This is a genomic window from Stieleria bergensis, assembly GCA_007745635.1.
Taxonomy (GTDB): Bacteria; Planctomycetota; Planctomycetia; order Pirellulales; family Pirellulaceae; genus Stieleria; species Stieleria bergensis.
Genome location: CP036272.1, coordinates 1,046,420 through 1,065,232 on the forward strand (window position 1 = coordinate 1,046,420; position 18,813 = coordinate 1,065,232).

The 18,813-nt window shown below is 55.9% G+C and carries 15 protein-coding genes; 8 read left to right on the forward strand and 7 right to left on the reverse strand.

Annotation, left to right across the window (positions count from 1 at the left end):
* Nucleotides 1-460: 460 nt before the first annotated feature.
* Nucleotides 461-1,663 (forward strand): anti-sigma factor family protein, encoded by a 1,203-nt coding sequence (locus tag SV7mr_RS03380; RefSeq protein ID WP_145269221.1) that lies wholly within the window; start codon nucleotides 461-463, stop codon nucleotides 1,661-1,663.
* A gap of 68 nt (nucleotides 1,664-1,731) precedes the next feature.
* Nucleotides 1,732-3,459: a Na+/H+ antiporter NhaC family protein gene (locus SV7mr_RS03385; protein ID WP_145269223.1), complete on the forward strand. Its 1,728-nt coding sequence runs from the start codon at nucleotides 1,732-1,734 to the stop codon at nucleotides 3,457-3,459.
* Between the two features lie 68 nt (nucleotides 3,460-3,527).
* Here the strand turns inward: SV7mr_RS03385 and gatC are convergent, their stop codons facing one another.
* The gene (gene gatC, locus SV7mr_RS03390) at nucleotides 3,528-3,815 is read right to left on the reverse strand and encodes an Asp-tRNA(Asn)/Glu-tRNA(Gln) amidotransferase subunit GatC (RefSeq protein WP_145269225.1); all 288 of its coding nucleotides are present in this window, start codon (nucleotides 3,813-3,815) and stop codon (nucleotides 3,528-3,530) included.
* A 79-nt stretch (nucleotides 3,816-3,894) separates the two neighbouring features.
* Nucleotides 3,895-4,161 carry a 50S ribosomal protein L28 gene (gene rpmB / locus SV7mr_RS03395; protein ID WP_145269227.1) on the reverse strand — a complete coding sequence of 89 codons (267 nt, stop codon included), beginning with the start codon at nucleotides 4,159-4,161 and terminating at the stop codon, nucleotides 3,895-3,897.
* A gap of 350 nt (nucleotides 4,162-4,511) precedes the next feature.
* Here rpmB and SV7mr_RS03400 point away from each other — a divergent pair, with 350 nt between their 5' ends.
* The 3 genes from SV7mr_RS03400 to SV7mr_RS03410 all read left to right on the forward strand — a co-directional run bounded on the left by SV7mr_RS03400 (nucleotide 4,512) and on the right by SV7mr_RS03410 (nucleotide 8,400).
* Entirely contained in the window at nucleotides 4,512-5,177 is a 666-nt protein-coding gene (locus tag SV7mr_RS03400) for a hypothetical protein (protein WP_145269229.1), read from the forward strand.
* A gap of 1,229 nt (nucleotides 5,178-6,406) precedes the next feature.
* Nucleotides 6,407-6,646, forward strand: a complete 240-nt coding sequence (locus SV7mr_RS03405) for a hypothetical protein (protein WP_145269231.1) — start codon at nucleotides 6,407-6,409, stop codon at nucleotides 6,644-6,646.
* Nucleotides 6,647-7,134: 488 nt separating this feature from the next.
* Nucleotides 7,135-8,400 carry a hypothetical protein gene (locus tag SV7mr_RS03410; protein ID WP_145269233.1) on the forward strand — a complete coding sequence of 422 codons (1,266 nt, stop codon included), beginning with the start codon at nucleotides 7,135-7,137 and terminating at the stop codon, nucleotides 8,398-8,400.
* An 80-nt stretch (nucleotides 8,401-8,480) separates the two neighbouring features.
* Here SV7mr_RS03410 and SV7mr_RS03415 read toward each other — a convergent pair whose 3' ends face one another.
* The 3 genes from SV7mr_RS03415 to SV7mr_RS03425 all read right to left on the reverse strand — a co-directional run bounded on the left by SV7mr_RS03415 (nucleotide 8,481) and on the right by SV7mr_RS03425 (nucleotide 10,709).
* Nucleotides 8,481-9,320 (reverse strand): thiazole synthase, encoded by an 840-nt coding sequence (locus tag SV7mr_RS03415; protein WP_145269235.1) that lies wholly within the window; start codon nucleotides 9,318-9,320, stop codon nucleotides 8,481-8,483.
* Nucleotides 9,321-9,456: 136 nt separating this feature from the next.
* Nucleotides 9,457-9,660 carry a sulfur carrier protein ThiS gene (gene thiS, locus SV7mr_RS03420; RefSeq protein WP_145269237.1) on the reverse strand — a complete coding sequence of 68 codons (204 nt, stop codon included), beginning with the start codon at nucleotides 9,658-9,660 and terminating at the stop codon, nucleotides 9,457-9,459.
* Nucleotides 9,661-9,704: 44 nt separating this feature from the next.
* On the reverse strand, nucleotides 9,705-10,709 hold the full coding sequence (locus SV7mr_RS03425; RefSeq protein WP_145269239.1) for a sugar phosphate isomerase/epimerase family protein: 1,005 nt from the start codon (nucleotides 10,707-10,709) through the stop codon (nucleotides 9,705-9,707).
* Nucleotides 10,710-11,389: 680 nt separating this feature from the next.
* Between SV7mr_RS03425 and SV7mr_RS03430 the strand changes: the two genes are divergently transcribed.
* On the forward strand, nucleotides 11,390-12,592 hold the full coding sequence (locus SV7mr_RS03430; protein ID WP_145269241.1) for a type IV pilus twitching motility protein PilT: 1,203 nt from the start codon (nucleotides 11,390-11,392) through the stop codon (nucleotides 12,590-12,592).
* Between the two features lie 168 nt (nucleotides 12,593-12,760).
* A complete protein-coding gene (locus tag SV7mr_RS03435; RefSeq protein ID WP_145269243.1) occupies nucleotides 12,761-14,101 on the forward strand; it encodes an ATPase, T2SS/T4P/T4SS family in 1,341 nt (446 codons plus the stop codon).
* Nucleotides 14,102-14,232: 131 nt separating this feature from the next.
* On the opposite strand, the gene SV7mr_RS03440 is transcribed toward SV7mr_RS03435, so the two are convergent.
* Together SV7mr_RS03440 and SV7mr_RS03445 are read right to left on the reverse strand one after the other, a co-directional pair.
* Nucleotides 14,233-14,946, reverse strand: a complete 714-nt coding sequence (locus tag SV7mr_RS03440; protein WP_145269245.1) for a YggS family pyridoxal phosphate-dependent enzyme — start codon at nucleotides 14,944-14,946, stop codon at nucleotides 14,233-14,235.
* Nucleotides 14,947-14,972: 26 nt separating this feature from the next.
* Nucleotides 14,973-16,844 (reverse strand): hypothetical protein, encoded by a 1,872-nt coding sequence (locus SV7mr_RS03445; protein ID WP_145269247.1) that lies wholly within the window; start codon nucleotides 16,842-16,844, stop codon nucleotides 14,973-14,975.
* A gap of 330 nt (nucleotides 16,845-17,174) precedes the next feature.
* Between SV7mr_RS03445 and SV7mr_RS03450 the strand changes: the two genes are divergently transcribed.
* Entirely contained in the window at nucleotides 17,175-18,566 is a 1,392-nt protein-coding gene (locus SV7mr_RS03450) for a YdjY domain-containing protein (protein WP_145269249.1), read from the forward strand.
* Nucleotides 18,567-18,813 lie beyond the last annotated feature (247 nt).

The window sequence follows — 18,813 nt, forward strand, 5'->3', positions numbered from 1 at the left end:
GGAAGGGGTTGCAAGCGTCGCCCCGGGGCCACTGCGGCCCTGACTCGGTCAGGGCGGTGGGAGTTTTGGGGGCTCAGGTGAGCAAACGGGCAGGTGAGCAAACGGGCAGGTGAGATTGGAGCGATTCTCAGGGGGCGATAGGTCGCCGGGAATCGTTTCCCCATCGTGATGGTCACACCATAACTCAATGGGCTCGGTAAGGCTATTGATGGTTGGTGGCATCCACCAGAACCAGGGGGGGCGCCGTGGAATGTGAAGAATGGCATCCTGGTCAGGAAGATGAACCTTTGGGGAGGGTTTTTCGTACAATGGATCAGTGGCACCTGAAACATCGCAATTGCTGACGTTTTTAGATGCATTTGAGACGACTCGTGGCGTGTTTTGTAACGTTCGGCGGCCGGATTTTCTGACCGGTTGACGGTTGCTCGTCCACTCTAGTTAGGTGCTTTGTTTAGTTGTCATGTACGAAGATTTGCTTGGATATTTGCTCGGCGCTCTCGAGCCGGACGAAATGCAGCGAGTTTCGCAGTGGCTGAAGGACAATCCTGAGGGTCAGCGTCAGTTAGAGGTCTTGCGGAAGCAGCTTGAACCGTTGGACGAAGGGTTCGAAGCGGTTGAGCCACCGCCACCGGATCTTTTGGATCGCACCTTGGACGCATTGCCCAGCGGAGCGCCTCCAGATCCGGAATTGAATGATCTGTCCGGCAATCCATTGGATGCGTTAGATCCCATTCTGGAAACTCAGTCCGGTTCCGTCACACCTGCATCGCGTATGGCTGATGCGGTGGCATCTCGAGGGAACGATTTTCGGCAGAAGCGTTGGAACCTCTACGATTGTGTGGTGGGTCTGGTTTCAGTCGCGGTGCTGTTAGCGGTGCTGTTAGCGTTGTTGTTGCCAGCGATAGCTGCGGGTCGATTTGAAGCGCGGCGAATGCAGTGTGCAGATCAGTTGCGAGAGTTGGGCAGTGCACTGACCCTTTTTGCGTCCAGTGATCCCAAAAGTCAGTTTCCCGCGGTGGCGGATTCTGGACCGGAAGCCTTCGCAGGTGTTTATCGATTGCGTTTGGAAGATCGTGGTTTGATTCCAGCGGATTTGTCAGTCTATTGCCCGTCGACCGATAGCTCGCAGCAATTCGCTTCTTATCCGAAATCGTCGTTGCCGTCATCACACGGTGCTGTTGGAGCCGAGTCTGTTCCAGCAGTGCCCGCCGATTTGACCGCTGCCGATCTGTCGGTTCCGTTTGACACGTTTGATTTGCCGACTGTCGATCAGTTGCGGTCACTGACTGTTGATCAACTGAAGTGGGTTCAGCGAGTTTCCGGCGGTGACTTCGCTTATTCGCTTGGCGTGATGAACTCGTCCGGCTATTCGGCACCGAAATTTGAAGGCCGCCAGCACTTTGCGATTCTAGCTGATGCGCCGTTGACTTCGACGCTGCCAGCCAATGGGTCGGCGCACTTGTTGTTGCCGCATGGTGATCGCGGCATCAATGTCCTGTACGAAGACGGGCGGGTCGAGTTTGTGCTGCATGCTCTGTTAGGGACGATGGACGATCATCCCTTTCTTAATCATGAAGGCAGGCATGAAGCGGGTGTCACGGTTGATGATGCCAGTCTTTCTCGCTCTCCACGAGCGCCCTTTGTTGACGCAGTGCAGCGATAACGCTACGTTCGCAGTGTCCGAAGCATCTTGAGGGTGCTTTTCGCGTTGCCTCGTCCTGAGCTGTGCAGATGGAACCAACTTTTACGTCTTTGTTGCCGCCGCTTTTGGCGATCGTTTTGGCAGTGGCGACGCGGCGAGTGCTCTTGCCGTTGACCGCTGGAGTTGCCTTGGGATGTCTGTTGGTCGTCAAAGAGGGCGAGCCGTGGTATCAGGCGCTGATCACGTTCTACGAAACCATCAAGTGGACGATCACTGATGGAAGTCACCTGCGTGTGCTGCAGTTTAGTTTGTTGCTCGGGGCGATGGTTGGCGTGCTTGAGATCGGTGGAGCGATGGCGTCGTTTATCGCTGGGGTGGCTAAACGCATCAAGGGCCGCCGAGGGGCCCAGTCGCTTGTCGCATTATCAGGATTGGCGATCTTCTTTGATGATTATGCCAATACCTTGTTGGTCGGCGGGACGATGCGCTCAACCACTGACCGCTTTAAGGTTTCTCGCAGCAAGTTAGCCTACTTGGTCGATTCGACGGCGGCACCAGTTGCTGGGCTCAGCTTGATCAGCACGTGGGCTGTGACCGAAATCATGTACATGGAGGATGGGCTGAAAGATGCCGGCGTGGAGGGTGCTTCGGCTGGTTTTCAGCTGTTTTTGGAGTCAATTCCCTATCGCTTCTATCCGTGGCTGGCCTTGGTCATGGTCTTTTTAATTGCGCTCACTGGTCGCGATTACGGGCCCATGAAAGCAGAGGAAGAAAAAGCCGTTGGTGGTCGTGCAGATCAGGATGAACCAGCTGATCAAGATGGGGGCAAGCAGGAGTTTAAATCGACAACGGCTTCAGCAGACGATTCGCAGTCGACGTCAGAGTTGCGCCGTGGGCTGGGCGAAATCTATGCCGAAGTGGTGCAGACCGAGCGGCCTCAGCAACTGATTGCTCATCAAGGAACCGGGGTGGCCTGGGTGCCGACACTGATTCCCGTGATCGTTTGCATTCTGACGGTGATTGGGGTCATGGTTTACACGGGCTATCAACAGGTCGGACCACAGTCAGAAGAGGTGTCAATGCTGCGTTACATCGGAGCATTGCTGGGTGAATGCGATTCCTACTTGGCGTTAGTGATTGGTGGTGGTGCTGGTTGGTTGGTCGCGTTGGGGGCTCATCTTTCCGCGTGGAGTTGTCCGGCGAAACGGTTGTTATTTGGTTCCTTGCGTGGTGCCGCCCAGATGCTGCCAGCAATGGCGATTTTGTGGCTGGCTTGGTCGCTGTCCCATTTAACCGAGAAAGAGTTCTTGAATACTGGCGGGTACTTGGCCTCTCTTTTGAATGAAAGTCTCAATGCGACTTTATTGCCGAGCGTGGTTTTCGTGGTCGCCGGTTTGGTGGCGTTTTCGACGGGAACCAGTTGGGGCACCATGGCGATCTTGACGCCGCTTTCGGTGAGTTTGGCAATTCAGATGCAGCAAGTCGCAGGTGCCGGATTAGATCCCAGCGGTGCAATCTGTGTTGCGACTGCGGGCAGTGTTTTGGCCGGAGCGATCTTTGGTGATCATTGCTCGCCGATCAGCGACACCACCGTGCTTAGCAGTCGCGCCAGTGGTTGCGATCACGTGGCGCATGTGCGAACTCAAGCACCGTACGCACTGACGGTGGCTGCGATTAGTATTGTGCTTGGGACCGTGCCAGCAGCCTTTGGTGTCTCACCTTGGTTGCTCTTGTTGCTGGGCAGCGTGGCCCTGTGGGCGGTGGTGCGATTCATCGGTCGAACAACCGATGAGGCCTGCCCCGCGAAAGCAGGTTAGCCCAGGAAAGCAGGTTAGCCCAGGAAAGCAGGTTGGCCCAGGAAAGCAGGTTAGCCCAGGAAAGCAGGTTAGCCCAAAACAGGAGGGACGCGAAAGCACTCGTCGTCCGCAGCGGGTGCGTTGGCCAGCACGTCTTGGCGATCAAGGCTTGGAAGGACCTCGTCACGACGCCAGCGGTTGTCGACATCCAGCGCAGTGGTCATCGGCTCCACGTCTTCGGTGTCCAGTTCAGAAAGCTGGTGTACGAAGTCCAGGATGCTTTCCAGTTGGCCTGCCAGGTGATCAACCGGCAGATCCGAGATGTCCAATCGCGCTAGCAGCGCGAGTTTCTTCACATCATCGGTGGACAGAGCCATAGTGGATTCCTTTTCGCCATCAATTCCGCGATGGCCTGATGGGATAGCAAGCCGGCGTCTTTACGACGCTGGCCGTCACTTATTTGGCGCCGGAAACGTCAAATGGCTTGATCTTGACCGTCTTGCGAATGGCTCCGCTGCGGATGCACTGAACGCAAACTCGCATGGTTTTGTTTTCGCCTTCCGGAGTGGTGACGTGAACCTTTTGCAGGTTTGGCACGAACTTGCGACGACTGATACCAGTGATTTTGGTACCAACGCCGCCCAAATACTTGGCTTTACCACGAGTTTCAACGCGGTTGCCCATTTGGACCTTCTTTTGACATACTTCACATTGACGTGCCATCGCACCATCCCCGCCTGCACAATTGCGGGGCTCCTACATCAGTTGATTCTTGGATGTAATATTGTTCGATTCTAGCCTTCGCTCATTGAACGCTCTTGTTTCTGGCTCGCTTACCACCGTTTGGGGTGTTTTTCGAGGGCGGGGCCAAAAACGCGGCGCGAAGGGTCCAAGACTATACAAACCAAGGGGCGAACACGGAAGAACTAATTGTGGGCATTCTCGATGAGATCTTTCTTTAGGAAATCTGGCGAATCGGTTTAAGTTTGTTGACCCGACTCCCGAAAAGGTTTCCTAGGGCTCCTAATCGGAATCAGCGAGCCTCCGGTACCTCCCCACCGAGCGAAAAAGAGATGTTTCGGACACCCAAATGGACTTGGCTTAGTTTTTCACCACATTCAGCTGCCCGCGCGGCTTGTGGTTTTCGCCTGCACGCTCAGGCAGCGACTGGCTTGCTGGTCGGATTGTTCTGTTTGTCCACCGGTTGTCAGTCCTTGGTCGAGAAAACGCCCGGAGCGAGTGGCGATTTAACGCTGCCTGCGATGCAAGACATCTTGCCAAGCGATGACATTCTTTTTCCCAAGACAGCTGCTCAAACGTCGCCATTTCGGCATGTCGATGGAGCCATGTTGACACCGTCAATGGCAACCAGCGAATCGATGTCGATGGAGTCATATGCCAAGATTCAGCAGGCGGAGGCACAGAACTCCATCGTGCTGCAGATTCACGGTGATGAGGTTCCATTTCGTTTGTTGCCCCTGCCAGATGATGGACGCAGCGTCTTCGTCAGCGAATTGTTGCGGGAAACGGGTGTTCAAAATCGTTTGGGCATGCTGGACGTCGCCCTGTTCCGTAAGGCACCCGGGGCCATTGAGGGTGTTCGGATGGCTGTCGACTTTTCCAATGGGAAAGTCGTTCCAACCACCGATTACGGTTTGCGGCCTGGAGATCGAATCGAAGTGCGTAAGAAACAGAAGTCAGCGTTCCGAGCAGTGCGTCAGCTCATTCTGAAGCGATAGGCTGCCGACGGGGAAAGCGTTCCCGCTCCAAATTGTCGAGCGGGCAGGGCAGTGGATTTCGGTTGACGCTGAGGCGTCAATTCTGTTAGTTTTCGGGCCAATTCCGAGCATTTCTTAGGCATTTCTTGCCTGATTTGGCATGGCTAATCTGCCTCCATGCAAGTTCGACGAACGTTGCGGTGTCGTCAGGGCCGCGAGGTCCTTGGGTTGATTGGCCAGTCTAGTGACTTGGGTTGTCGATTGGCATCGATTGCCGCAGCTGAACTTCTTTGCGGCGCTGCGGTTGCCGGCCGATTAAGAGATGGATTGCTAGCGATGTCGCCAGAGTCTGCCATAATGGGAAGCGGTGACCGACACGGTGCCTCGTTCGTTTTTCGGCCAGTCCGAACTTTTCGTACCGCGTTGATTCCTTGTCTGTTCATCCGGCAGCGTTCATTAGCATCCTTACGGCGATTGCATGTCACAAGTTGTTTCCTGTCCGAAGTGTTTCGTTCGAGTGAGCGTGTCGGTGTCTCAGGCGGGGGCGCGTGTTCAGTGCCCCAAGTGTCAGCAAAGTTTTTTAGCGCCCAGTCGGCTAGGTGCAGGCGGTCCGCCGTCAGGCTCGGCAGGGGATGATGACGACTGGTTGATTCTGGACGATCTTGAGATTGGCCCGCGGTCGGATCAAATCCCGCCATCCGCGTCGGATTCCACCGCATCGGATTCCAAGGGGGCTATCCCCACCGAATCGAAGCTGAAATCTCAACAGGGGTCTGGCCCCACGGGGAGTAACTTCCCCCAGGGTTCGCCGCTTACCACCGGCTCCCAGTCTTCCCATTCTGACGCAAAACCGGGGGCTGTCCCCGCCGGATTTGGAAGCGATGAGGGGTCAAGCGATGAGGGGTCTGGCCCCACGGGGAATGACTCCTCCCAGAGTTCGCCACTTGCCACCGACTCCCAGCCTTCGCATTCTGACGCAAAGCCGGGGACTGTCCCCGCCGGATTTGGAAGCGATGAGGGGTCTGGCCCCACGGGGAATGCCTTCTCCCAGAGTTCGCCGCTTACCACCGATTCTCAGCCTTCGCATTCTGACGCAAAACCGGGGACTGTCCCCGGTGGATCTGGGGCGGATGGTGCTGGGGATGATGAAGACTGGTTGATTTTCGAATCTGATCCAGGGACAGGCGATAAGGGGTCTGGGACCGCAAAACCGAGGTCGGGAAGCGATGAGGGGTCTGGCCCCACGGGGAATGACTCCTCCCAGAGTTCGCCGCTTACCACCGGCTCCCAGCTTTCGCATTCTGACGCAAAACCGGGGACTGTCCCCGCCGGATCTGGAAGCGATGAGGGGGCTGGCCCCACGGGGAATGACTCCTCCCAGAGTTCGCCGCTTACCACCGACTCCCAGCCTTCGCATTCTGACGCAAGACCGGGGACTGTCCCCGGTGGATCTGGGGCGGATGGTGCTGGGGATGATGAAGGCTGGTTGATTTTCGAATCTGATCCAGGGACAGGCGATGAGGGGTCTGGGACCGCAAAACCGAGGACTGTCCCCGCCGGATCTGGAAGCGGTGAGGGGTCTGGCCCCACGGGGAATGTCTCCTCCCAGAATGTGTCGCTTGCCACCGGCTCCCAGCCTTCGCATTCTGACGCAAAACCGGGGACTGTCCCCGCCGGATCTGGAAGCGGTGAGGGGTCTGGCCCCACGGGAAATGACGGAAGCGGTGAGGGGTCTGGCCCCATGGGAAATGAATTCTCCCAGAATGCGCCGCTTGCCACCGGCCCCCAGGGTTCGCATCCTGACACCAGGCCGGGGTCTGTCTCCCAGGGTGAGCATGCGTTGGCTGATCGACACGCCGAACTGCCAATCACGGATCCTTCTCCAGCGGCCGCCGTAAATACCCCCACCCCTCTGCTTTTCGGCGCTAATCCCGGCGAACCAAATCTCTTCGCCGATCTGCCGCCCATCGATCCCATTATGCCTGTCGAGTCCCCCGCTCAGGGGTCTGGCGATTGGGCTTCGGCAACTGCTGAAGAGACTGGCGCGGACCCATTTGACCTTGATGACATTCAACTGCAAGCCTTGCCTGACTCGCCCAAGGTGGCTTCGCCGCGATCAACACCCGTCAACTCCCCGGTAGCTGATCCATTGCTTGATGAAGCTTTCGCCTCTCCTTCGCTGCCATCGACTTCCGCTGAACCGCCGACCGCGATCAGTCCGCAGGCTGAAGTGCATTTCACTTTTTCTTGCCCCGTTTGTGATTCTCGAATCACCGCCAAACGCGCCAATGAAGGGGACAAACTGCGCTGCAGTGACTGTCACAGCGACCTGACAATCCCCAAGCCCCCGCCGATCAAGCAAGCAAAGGAAACCTCGCCGAGTGAACTTGAATCGTTCGCGCTGGCACCTGAGTCGCAGATCAGTCGGGGCGCGGAGAATGACCCCTGGGTCAAGAATGCTGACCAACTCCTCGAGGAGGCCGCCAAGCCGGAAAGCACCAAGTTCGTCAGTCTCTCCGCTGACGAAGACCCTGAAGGTGGCTGGATGCACTCCATCGGCATACGGATGAAAGACCCAGGCGTCATCGCACACTTGATCCTTCTGGGGGCGATGATGGGAGCGTTCACGTTTCTCGCCACCTCCATTCATTGGCTGATCACGGTGTTCACGTTGCCAATCATTTTCGTCATTTTGGTGATCGTCCTGGTCGCATCCTTTGCCATTATGATGGCCACCGCCAATGGGCACGATCAGATTGATGAATGGCCGACCATGGATCCATCCGAGTGGTTCGATACGATGGGGGCGGTGTTGAGCGCGATGGCTGTCACCGTGGCGCCGATTGGACTGCTGGCATTCCTGTTTGGATTCAGCAACACGCTGGTCTTAGGGCTCAGCTTAGCGGCAATGTTTTCTATGTTTCCCATCGTTCTGCTGTCGATGCTTGACGCTCAAAGCATGACTGGCATCGTGTCACCAACGGTGATCAAGTCCATCAATCATCGCGGCGAGGACTGGGGCACGTTCTATCTGCTTTCAGCTTTCATGCTGTTGGTGACCATCGGATTGTTGGTTTACCTTAGCGGCACCTCGTTCGGAATGGCGGTTTTTGGCTGCCTCATCGTGGCCGTCTTTTTCGTCTACTTCACGCTTCTTGGTCGGCTCGCCCGTGGCATTCAAAGCGTCGTTCACTTTGAGCCTTTGGGGAAGTCGAAGGAAGACGAGGACCAAGACGATGGCTGAAAAGCGATCACCCTCGCGCGCATAAGTCACGTCCAAGCTGCTTCGTCCCGGTCGCGTCTGCCACTGCAACCACGCAGTGTTTAGGCTTCGCTTCCATAGGGGCGCGTGCTGATCACACCTTCGCTGGGGCTAGAGGCGGTCCCGTAAAGTCGCTTCGGAATGCGACCGGCAAGATAGGCATCGCGTCCCGCTATTGCTGCGTGTTTCATTGCACGTGCCATTTGAATTGGATCACGCGCGTGCGCGATCGCGGTGTTTAGCAAGACGGCATCGCCACCAAGTTCGAACGCCTGCGCCACATCGCTAGCCGTGCCAACGCCGGCATCAATGATCACTGGATAATCTGGATCATCGTTTTTCAGGTATTCCAGAATGATTTGCAGGTTGTTGGGGTTCAGCAATCCTTGGCCGCTACCAATGGGGCTTCCAGCTGGCATCACGCTGGCAGCTCCAGCAGCTTTCAGTCGCTGTGCGGTCACGGGACAGTCACTGGTATAGCACAGCACTTGAAAGCCATCGTCGGCCAAGGCCCGGCAAGCAGTGACGGTTTCAGTGGGATCGGGCAGCAACGTTTTGCTGTCGCCAAGCACTTCCAGCTTCACCCAATCGGCACCAGGGTTGCCAAGGGTTCGCAAGATTTCACGCCCCAGTTTGGCGGCCCGGATCGCATCGGCCGCGGTGTAGCAACCCGCGGTGTTGGGCAGCAGGGTGTAGCGATCCAGGTCGATAAAGTCCAGGATGTTCTGGCCGCCACGCTCGTACAAACGCTCACGACGAACAGCCACTGTCACACAATCGGCTCCACTGGCGTCCAGCGAGTCACGCATTTGCTGCATCGTGTCATAGCGACCAGTGCCGACGATCAAACGACTGGCTAGCGTATGCCCGCCAACGACGAGAGGTGCCTCAGATTGCGTCATGGTTGTCGCTGCAAGATGTTGTGGTGATGTCTGGATGGAGCTGCTTTGTTGTAGTCACAATGCTGAAGATCGAACAGCTGTCATCCAGCTCTGCCGCTTCAAGTCACGGCAACTAAAGCGGCGGCAGCTCCAAGCGTCAACCACCACCGACCAAGGTGACGACCTCGACGTCGTCACCTTCGTTGACCATTTGCTCGCCATACGCTTCGCGAGCCACCACTTCCGCATTGACCTCGACGGCCAGGTAGTTCGGTGGCACTTCCACCGTCTCTAGCAGTTCACGCACCGACATCGGGTGTTCGATGTTGACATCGCGACCATTGACAGTGATGGAAATCATAGGGCTCTAATGAAGTAAGGCGAGGGAGCAAATAAGTTCAAAAATCAGTCGTTCGCTTCGTCGAACGCGGCATCAAAGGCACGGTTGCTGGGCGAAAAGTCCAGCTTCTTGGTGAACTCGCACGCTTCGGCAGCGCCGTACTCGCGTTCCATGCCACTGTCTTCCCATTCGATCGAGAGAGGACCTTGGTAGTCGATCTCGTTCAGTGCTCGAATGATCTCTTCAAAGTTCACGCCACCACGTCCGGGACTGCGGAAGTCCCAACCACGACGAGCGTCGCCAAAGTTCAGGTGGCTGCAGTTGATGCCGGTGGCACCATCGAGAGTCACGATCGCATCCTTGATGTGCACGTGGTAAATGCGGTCGGGGAAGCGACGGATGAACTTCACCGGATCAATGCCCTGCCAGATCAAGTGGCTGGGGTCGAAGTTAAATCCAAATTCGGGACGGTTGTCCAATGCTTCCAAAGCACGCTCAGCGGTGTAGATGTCAAACGCGATCTCAGTCGGGTGAACTTCCAAAGCAAACCGCACGCCACATTCGCCATACACGTCCATGATCGGATTGAATCGCTCAGCGAACAAGTCAAATCCAGCGTCAATCATCGACGGTGGAACCGGTGGAAAGGAATACAGCAAATGCCAAATGCTGCTGCCAGTGAATCCGTTGACAACTTCGACGCCAAACTTCTGAGCCGCGCGAGCGGTTTGTTTCAGTTCCTCGATCGCACGCTGATTGACGCCCGCTGGATCACCATCGCCCCACACATAATCGGGCAGGATGGCTTGATGGCGTTCGTCGATGTTGTCCAAAACAGCTTGCCCAGCCAAGTGAGCACTGATGGCGTGGCATTGCAGCCCCGCGTCATCCAACGCTTGACGTTTGTTGTCGCAGTAGTCCGCTTCGGCGATGGCTTTGTCAACTTCGAAGTGGTCGCCCCAGCACGCCAGTTCGATGCCGTCATAGCCAAAACTCTTGGTTTTGGCCACCATCTCGGTGAAGGGTAAATCTGCCCACTGCCCGGTAAATAACGTGACGGGACGCGCCATGGAGGTCTCCAAAGAAAATGATCGAGGGGAGGGAGTATCAAAGCCGATATTGTGTGTCCAAACGCCGACATCTGCAACAGAGTAGACCGAAAATCAACGTCGCTCAGCGAATTCCAAGGCTCAGCTCAGTCACTCGTGAAGCTGTGCCGAATGAGTCAATAGGGACGGCCGAGCGTGGGGCGTCTTGCTGAAAACCTCAGCCAGTCCTCACTGCTAGGCCGGCCAGAAAAGCCCCCAGTCCGCCACACAGCCAGCCAGTTCCCCCACCAGCACCTGCCGATTTGGGGATGCCACCCTGGTCAACACAACGGTCCCCTCGAAAGCCGCTTGACGCCTAATGACGTGATCGACGCCGTCTGGTTGGCGTGCTGGTTTCAGACGGAGGCATTTTGCCGCCAAAACGATCGGTTTTTCAGGCCAATGGGCGGCAATCTTTGTCAAAGCATTGAGTTCGGGGGGCAAGAGTCCGTTGAGAGATGACGGTGTTGATCTACAATATTCGCCAATGGAGCAGGTGATTGACTCGGCAGAGACCTTGCCTGATCCTAAAATCTTGTCATTTCAAGATTCGCTCTTCTGACTTCACTTTTCAGGTCGCTTCTGCGACGATTCGTTCTCACCGACTGTCTCGTTCCAATCATCTCGGCCTGACGGCGACCACGTTCATTTAAGAAAACACCATGGCTCATTCCAACGCAAAGCCAGCTGCTGCCTCCACACCACGCTCCACCACCGCGCAATCGATTGCTGATCGATTGCGACGCAGCCTGTTGAAAAAACGTCAGGAATTGGAGGTGGATAAGATTTTCCGAGCCTTGGTCAAGCTCGAAGGCAGTGACTTGCACCTCAAGGTCGGTCAGCCGCCGATGGTGCGAGTGGGTGGCGAGCTAAAGGCCTTGAACCGACCTCCCATCGACGCCGAGGAGATGGTAGATCTGCTGCTGCCCATGATGGACGAGCGAAACCTGCGAATCTTCGAAGAGGAAGGCGGTGCTGACTTCGCCTATCTATGCCAAGTCGACGGTGTGAATTGGCGGTTCCGAATCAACATGTTGACCGCCCTCGGTAGCATCGGGCTGGTCGCTCGTCGGATCAATAACTTCATTCCTGACTTCCGTGGCCTCTTCCTGCCTGACTCGATTGAAAAATTGTGTCACTATGACCAAGGCATGGTCCTGCTGGCGGGTGTGACGGGGTCAGGAAAAAGTACAACCATTGGGTCGATGTTGAACTACATCAACTCGATCTATCGAAAGCACATTTTGACGCTGGAAGATCCGATCGAATTTATCTTCACTGAAGATAAGTGCTTGATCAATCAACGTGAAATGGGACAGGATGTTAAGGACTTTAACATCGGGATGAAGCATGCTGTTCGGGAAGATCCCGATATCATTCTAGTTGGCGAGCTGCGTGACGAAGAGACCTTCATGACTGCGATCCACGCAGCGGAAACGGGGCACTTGGTGTTTGGCACCATTCACGCCTCCAGTGCTTCGACCACGATCGGACGAATCTTGGACTTGTTCCCTGAAGAAATGCACGGAGCGATCCGCAGTGCGATTGCATTCAACATGAAGGGCATCGTGGCTCAAAAACTGTTGCGTAGCATCAAGCCCGGTGTCTCGCGTGTGCCGACTTGTGAAGTGATGACCTTTAATCCAACGATTCGAAAGTTGGTCCTGGAAGGCTCGGACGAAAAGCTGCCCGATGCGATTCGAATTGGTGCTGAAGACGGCATGCAAGATTTTACGATGAGCCTTAAGGGGTTGATCGATGATGAATTGATTGATCGTCCCACCGCGTTCGCCGTCGCTCCGAACAAGGACGCTCTGAAGATGGCCCTCAAGGGGATCGATGTGAAGGCTCCTGGGATTCTTTAGGTTGTTTTGTTTTCTGGCCCGCCGGTTTGAGGCGAGCTGTTTCTTCCAAAATTGTCCAGCGACTTCGTTCAACAGCTGACCTTGCCGGTCAGCGACTGGTCGCCGGGACTTCCCGTTAAATGATCGGTGCCTGCAGCATCGTTCCATACCGTTTTTTAGATTTCCAAAATGGCCAAGCAAGCAGACGAACCACAACAACTTTGGCAAACCGTTGCACCGGTCGAATTCAGTCCTAAGGCCAGTGATTCCAGTCAATCGCAGGCGCTTTTGGTGAGCGCTCGTCAGGGGGCTGGCTATTTCATCGCCGCTGGGCAGTTGGGACATGCGTTGCAGTTTCGAGCCACTCAGGTGCTGATGGATTTCACCGCCGCTGGCTGCAGCATTCGTTACATGGTCGATGGCCAGTGGGAGCAGATTCCGCCCTATGATCGCGAGACTGGCGACGCGATGTTGTATGCGTTGAAAATGCTTTGTCTGTTGAATCCTGCCGATCGACGTAGTGCACAGACGGGCAAATTGGGCGTGAAGTTGGGCAAGGAAAAATACGATTTGATTCTGCAGTCCCAGGGTGTGCCGACCGGCGAGCGAGCCTTGCTTCGGCTGGATCCGCTGAAAGTCCCGTTCGAGAAGTTGGAAGACATCGGCATGCGGGAAAAAATGGTCGCTTCCTTCAAGCAGCAATTGAATGATGAAGGCAAGGTGATTCTGATCACCGCGCCTAAGAGCGAAGGTTTGACGACGACCTGGAACGTTTGCATGAACGCGGCAGACCGGTTGATGCGCGACTTCCAGTCCTTTGAAGATCAGGCCAACCCAGAGCCAGAAATCATTAACATCAATCCGAACTTGTTCGGAGGTGATACTGGGATCGACGCCAGGGAATCGTTGCGAAAATCGATTCTAAAAGAACCTGATGTGTTTGTCTTTCCCGAGCCGGTTCCAGCTGATGCGATGGATCTGGCGTTAAGCATGCTGGACAAAGACGACAAGATGGTTGTCACTCGAACCGCTGCCAGTAGCGCCATCGAAGGATTGGTGCGACTGATTGCAACCTATCCCGAGCAGCGCCAGGAGATTGCTCAGAATATCAGTTGCGTGCTCGGCCAGCGTTTGGTGCGGCGGCTTTGCGATAACTGCAAAATGGGCTTTCAGCCCACGCCTCAGTTGTTGCATCAGTTGGGCATTCCACAAGGCCGCGTGGCGATGCTGTATCAGCCCTTTGTGCCGCCACCCATTGAGCAGCAAGTGGACGAGAACGGTCGTCCCGCACCGATCGCTCCCTGTCACATTTGTCATGGTAGAGGCTATCTGGGACGTGTCGGAATCTTTGAGCTGCTGCTCCCCGGGCCGCAACTCCGTGATGCGATCACCAAGACACAGAACTTGGCACAGCTGGCCGCCATCGCCAAAGCGGAAGGGTTTCACAACGTGCAGACCGAAGCTGTCTTGGCCGTGGCTCGCGGTTTAACGGGGCTGGATGAACTGAAACGAGCGTTTGCCAAGGGATAGTGAGTTGGAATGGCAAGCCAGTTGCAGGCGGCAAGTAGAACACGTGTGGTCGTCTGAACAGCGCGGTGTTGTCTAACGCAAGTCTCGGGCAGCTGTTGCAAGCCACTGCAGGATGCCGCTTTTGCACATTGCTAGCGGTCCAGCAATCCTGCAAACAATGCCGATCCGATTCGCACCAACGTTGCGCCGGCTTGAATCGCTTGCTCGTAATCGCCACTCATTCCCATCGATAGCTCGGGAAGTTCAATCCCGGTGGACTGCTGCAGGTCGTCGCGTAACTGGGCGACCTGTTGAAACTGTTGCAACGCGGCGTTTTGGTCGCTGCCCAGGCCTGACATCGCCATCAGTCCCATCACGCGAACCGATTGGCTCTGCGATTGCTTCAGCAGTTCCTTGACGGTCTCGGGAGCCAAGCCCGTTTTGGCGGCATCGCCACTGATGTTGACTTCCAGCAGAACATCGGTCGTGCACTGTTGATGTTCGGACTCTTGTTCAATCGCTTCTAGCAGACGCGGGCTATCCACCGAGTGAATCAACGGGCGATAACGCAGCATGCGGCGCAGTTTGTTGGTTTGCACGTGGCCGATCATGTGCCAGGTGATTGGCCCCAATTCGGCAAGGCTTTCTGCTTTGGACCAGAGCATCTGGGGCCGGTTTTCACCCAGGTCATGGCATCCAGCAGTCACTAGGTCACCCGCTAAGCTGGCATCCACATACTTGGTCACGCCAACAAGGGTGACGGATTCTGGGTCACGGCCAGCAGCTTTTGCGGCCGCCTTCACGTTTGCTGAAACGTGTTGCCAATTATCAGTGATCTGCTGAAGCGACTGAGATTGCGAAGTCATTTTAGAACAGGCCGTAAAGGAGAATGTCAGCTGTCATCAACGGTCACTAGATCTTCATAGGAACGCTCGCGCGGATTGAAGCGAGCCAGGTAGAAGTCCGCGATCATCTGTTTACCAAAAAACGTTCGCGGCACAGCCTCGCCCATTGATCGATACATGATCCAGTGCTGTTTACCAATTTGTACTCGGAATCCTGCAGCTTGATCAGGTCCAACGCTCGCCAGTTGGTAGCAGACATCCAGTTGCCGCCACGTTCGCGCTTTGGTAAACCGTTTTCGCCGCATGTCGATCCACAGTGGTGTGTACAATTGTCCTTGGCCGGTTGACTGAATCAGCAAGTGCTCGTCTTCGGTCTGTTGGATCGTGCCGGTGACCGGAGCATTGGAAAAGCTCTGTCGCCACTCATCGGCAAACAGTGGCAACAGCAAGGCGCGAGGGCGAAAGGTGGCATCCTTCTGAGTTGGTGCTGCGGACCAAGTCCCGATCAGTCCATCTGTCGTGTCGGGATCGAATCGACAGGACATCTCAGGAGCCAGCGGGATCCGCGTTTGGTACTCGATCTTGCTTCGCTCTGCATCACATGTACCAGCTGGCGACGGATCGGCATGCACGATTGCATCGGCAAAATAGATGGCTTGTTCTTCCCGAATCAGGCAAAACTGCCGCTGCAGCAAGTGGTCTGCACCCAGAGGTTGCTCGATCTCGAGGTAGTGCACGTCGTCATCGCTGTACTCGCAAGTCGCTTCCCAGTCCTGGTCCAGTTGCATCGGCTGGCCGTCGATGATCACCTGAGTTTCAATGGCGCCAGTAAAGACCGCTCGCTTGCCTGCTGACAATTCCCACTGCGTTTGCGGTTCCCGATAACGCACAATGCAGCGGCCGCGACGGACATCCCACTCAGGCAGCATGCAGGCGATCTTGGCGTGCTCGTCATGCAGCATTGACTCCGGCAAACTGACCTGCCAGGCGAGTTTTCCCCCGGTCTTGCTTTGCCCGCATGAGGCACGCATTGCCGGCAGCAGAGATTCCGGTTCCAGATTAGCAGCCTGAATCAACAGTCCGTTGGCGCCTGAATCTTCGGTCAGCTTGTCGCCGGTGTAGAAGGCTTGCCGGCCATCCTGTCCCGTTAATGCAGCTGCCCAGGTTGACAATTCAATCAGTGCGGGAGTGAGGCAATCGGCAAACCGTTGGTTTTGGACAGTCAGGTTGAGTGCCTGTGCAATCATGCGGCATCGCAACAGCGAGGCCAGCACCAATCGCAGTTCATGTGGCTGCGCAATTGTTTCTGTGACCAGTTGGTCCCAGTGATCACAGGCCTCTGTGATCACTGCGATGCTTACAGCACGTAGGCGTTGGCAACTGGGGCTGGCTGAGAGTCGCCATGACAAGGTCAGCCCTAACTCGCCGACGCCAATCAGCCGATCCACTGGGTGGTCAGTGCGGTCATGGGTTTGTTCGACGCATTCATGGCAGAGGCCAAGCAAGTCCCACCAGTGTCCCTGTTCGGTGTCGGTTAGCTGAGCCAGCGCACCGGCCAAGACGACGTGCATGATCAGTGGTTGCCATGACGATCGAGGCGAGTTCGACCATTCGGCTTGTCGGAAAGACTCGAGCAACTGAGCCGCCAAATCAATCGGCCGTTCCGCTTCGTCAAGCGTCTGGTCACAGGCTAGTTTTGCTAAGACTGCGAATTCAGGGCCGCTCAAGGCTGCATCACTGGGGAGGGCCTGGCTTGTCTCTGGCATCGCAAGCGACGCATTCGATGCTGCGGTGGCTAGCGAAGTGCCCCAGTGGTAGGCTGCCGCACCCTGAGTCGCCGAGCCGAAAATTTGCCGAGCTCCCGTTGATTGCACCTCAATCTGAATTTGTTGAATCAGCTTTTCCCAGGGTGTGCTCATCGAGTGGTGCTCATCAGTTCAGTCGGGCAGGCAGTGGGTTGAGTACAGGGGGTGGGTTCATCACGCAAGCATCTGCTGGCAAGGTTAACGCATCATGCCGAAAAAGAATAGCTTTGCCAAGTTCCCTGGGTCGTTTGGTTTCCCTCAACGTCAGTGGATTTCGACCGCTTGAGTGTCGCGAAAACAGGACCGGAAATGAGCCAAAACCCTTGCGATGACAGCAGGATTGTCGTGTACAGGAACTTCAATTTATTAGACAATGCAAGCTCGCAACGCTGTTTGGCAGCGAATTGTGTTGGAACATCACCTCTGGATTGGGAATGCATGGCCATGAGCAAGGTCGAATTGAATCACTTGACGCGCATCACGAAGTCGCCCACCAGAATGTCACACGCTCGGTTCAGCGGTTGGCCCTTGCTGGTTGCGTTCTTGCTGGTGCCGCTCGTTGCCTGTAATCAGCCAGCTGAAAAGCCAGAGTCGACGCCGGGGAAGGAAACCACAGCGGCAGACACAGCGCCTGATGCAGCAAGCGACACGGATGCAGCAAGCGACACCAGCCCAGCCGATCCGGCGACGGACAGCGATGAAGCGGCGACCGAAACGGACGTGCCAAGTGATCTGCCCCCCGATGACACTGCGGCGACTGACACTGCGGCGACTGACACTGCGGCTGACATGCCAGCAGCTGAGGACAAGGACAGCCCGATCACCTTATCGGATCCTAACGAGACCAATTCCACCATGGCCGATCTAAACAAGCCAGAGACGCCTGAGGCAGACGAACCCGATAAGCCTGGATTGTCGATGCCCCAACCAGAGGACACCACCGACAATGGCAAGTTAGAGGAAAGCGATAACAGTATCGGGCAACCAAACAAGATCATTTACGCTTGGGAAAGCGAAGATCCGACGCCCGATGAGATTGCTGCCAAAGCGTTCATGCCGCCTGCTGGTGCCAAGCCTTTGTCACGCACCAGTCGGCTTTGGGTCGACCCCGGCAAGCACCGCGTCTATGTCGACGGCTATGTCGCACTGCGTGAAGGTGCGTTGGAGATGTTTGCCTGCCCGGTTGGCACCAAGGAACATGAATCGTTGGTTGCTGTCCTGGCCCGTCCCAGTTATGTGCACGCGGCCCTCTTGGCTGCGGACGCGAATCCTGGAACACCGGCTAAGTTTCGACCTCAGTTTGAATCGCCAACGGGTCAAGTCATCCGCATTTGGGTCTGCTGGTACGATCAGGATGGCGCATTCCAAGTCGTGGATGCGAGGCAGTGGGTCCTGGATTCCAAGACTCAAAAAGCACTGGACGCCGAGTGGGTTTTTGCCGGCAGTGGCTTTTGGAAAGATCCAGATTCCGGCAAGGAACGCTACCTAGCTGATTCAGGTGATATGATTTGTGTCTCAAACTTTGCCAGCGCGATGCTGGACATTAGCATGGCCAGTAGTGCGGAGACGGATCTGTTGCAGTTTGAACCCATGTCCAAGCAGATCCCAGAGCGATACACTCCAATCCGAATGATCATGGTCCCTGTCCCTCAGCCAACCGATGATCCAAATCCCACGCCCGCAGATCAATTGCAAAAGCCAACCGCCGAGACATTGGTCATCAATCCCAAGGGGCTGGAAGAGGCTCGCGCGGAGCGTAAGAAAAAGTTGAAGGAAGCCAAGGCTCTGGCGGAGGCCGAAGAGGCCGCCAACGCCACCGAGGCAGATGAGAAATAAGCCGCCGGTTTAATCGCGATCAGATGGAAACAGACCGGCCGTTAGCACGGGCCCCAGCAGCCATTTTGGCGTCGCCACGGTTCTTGCAGCAACACTCTCTCGTCAGCGGGAGAGTTCAGTCAACGAATTCTTTCAGCAACACCCTTGTATGTTACATTCTAGTGGTGTTTCGTTGGACACTACAGATGCAGTTGCTTTAGCCTCTGAGCGTAGCGAAGAGGCTAAAGCAACTGCGGCCGACGGCAGA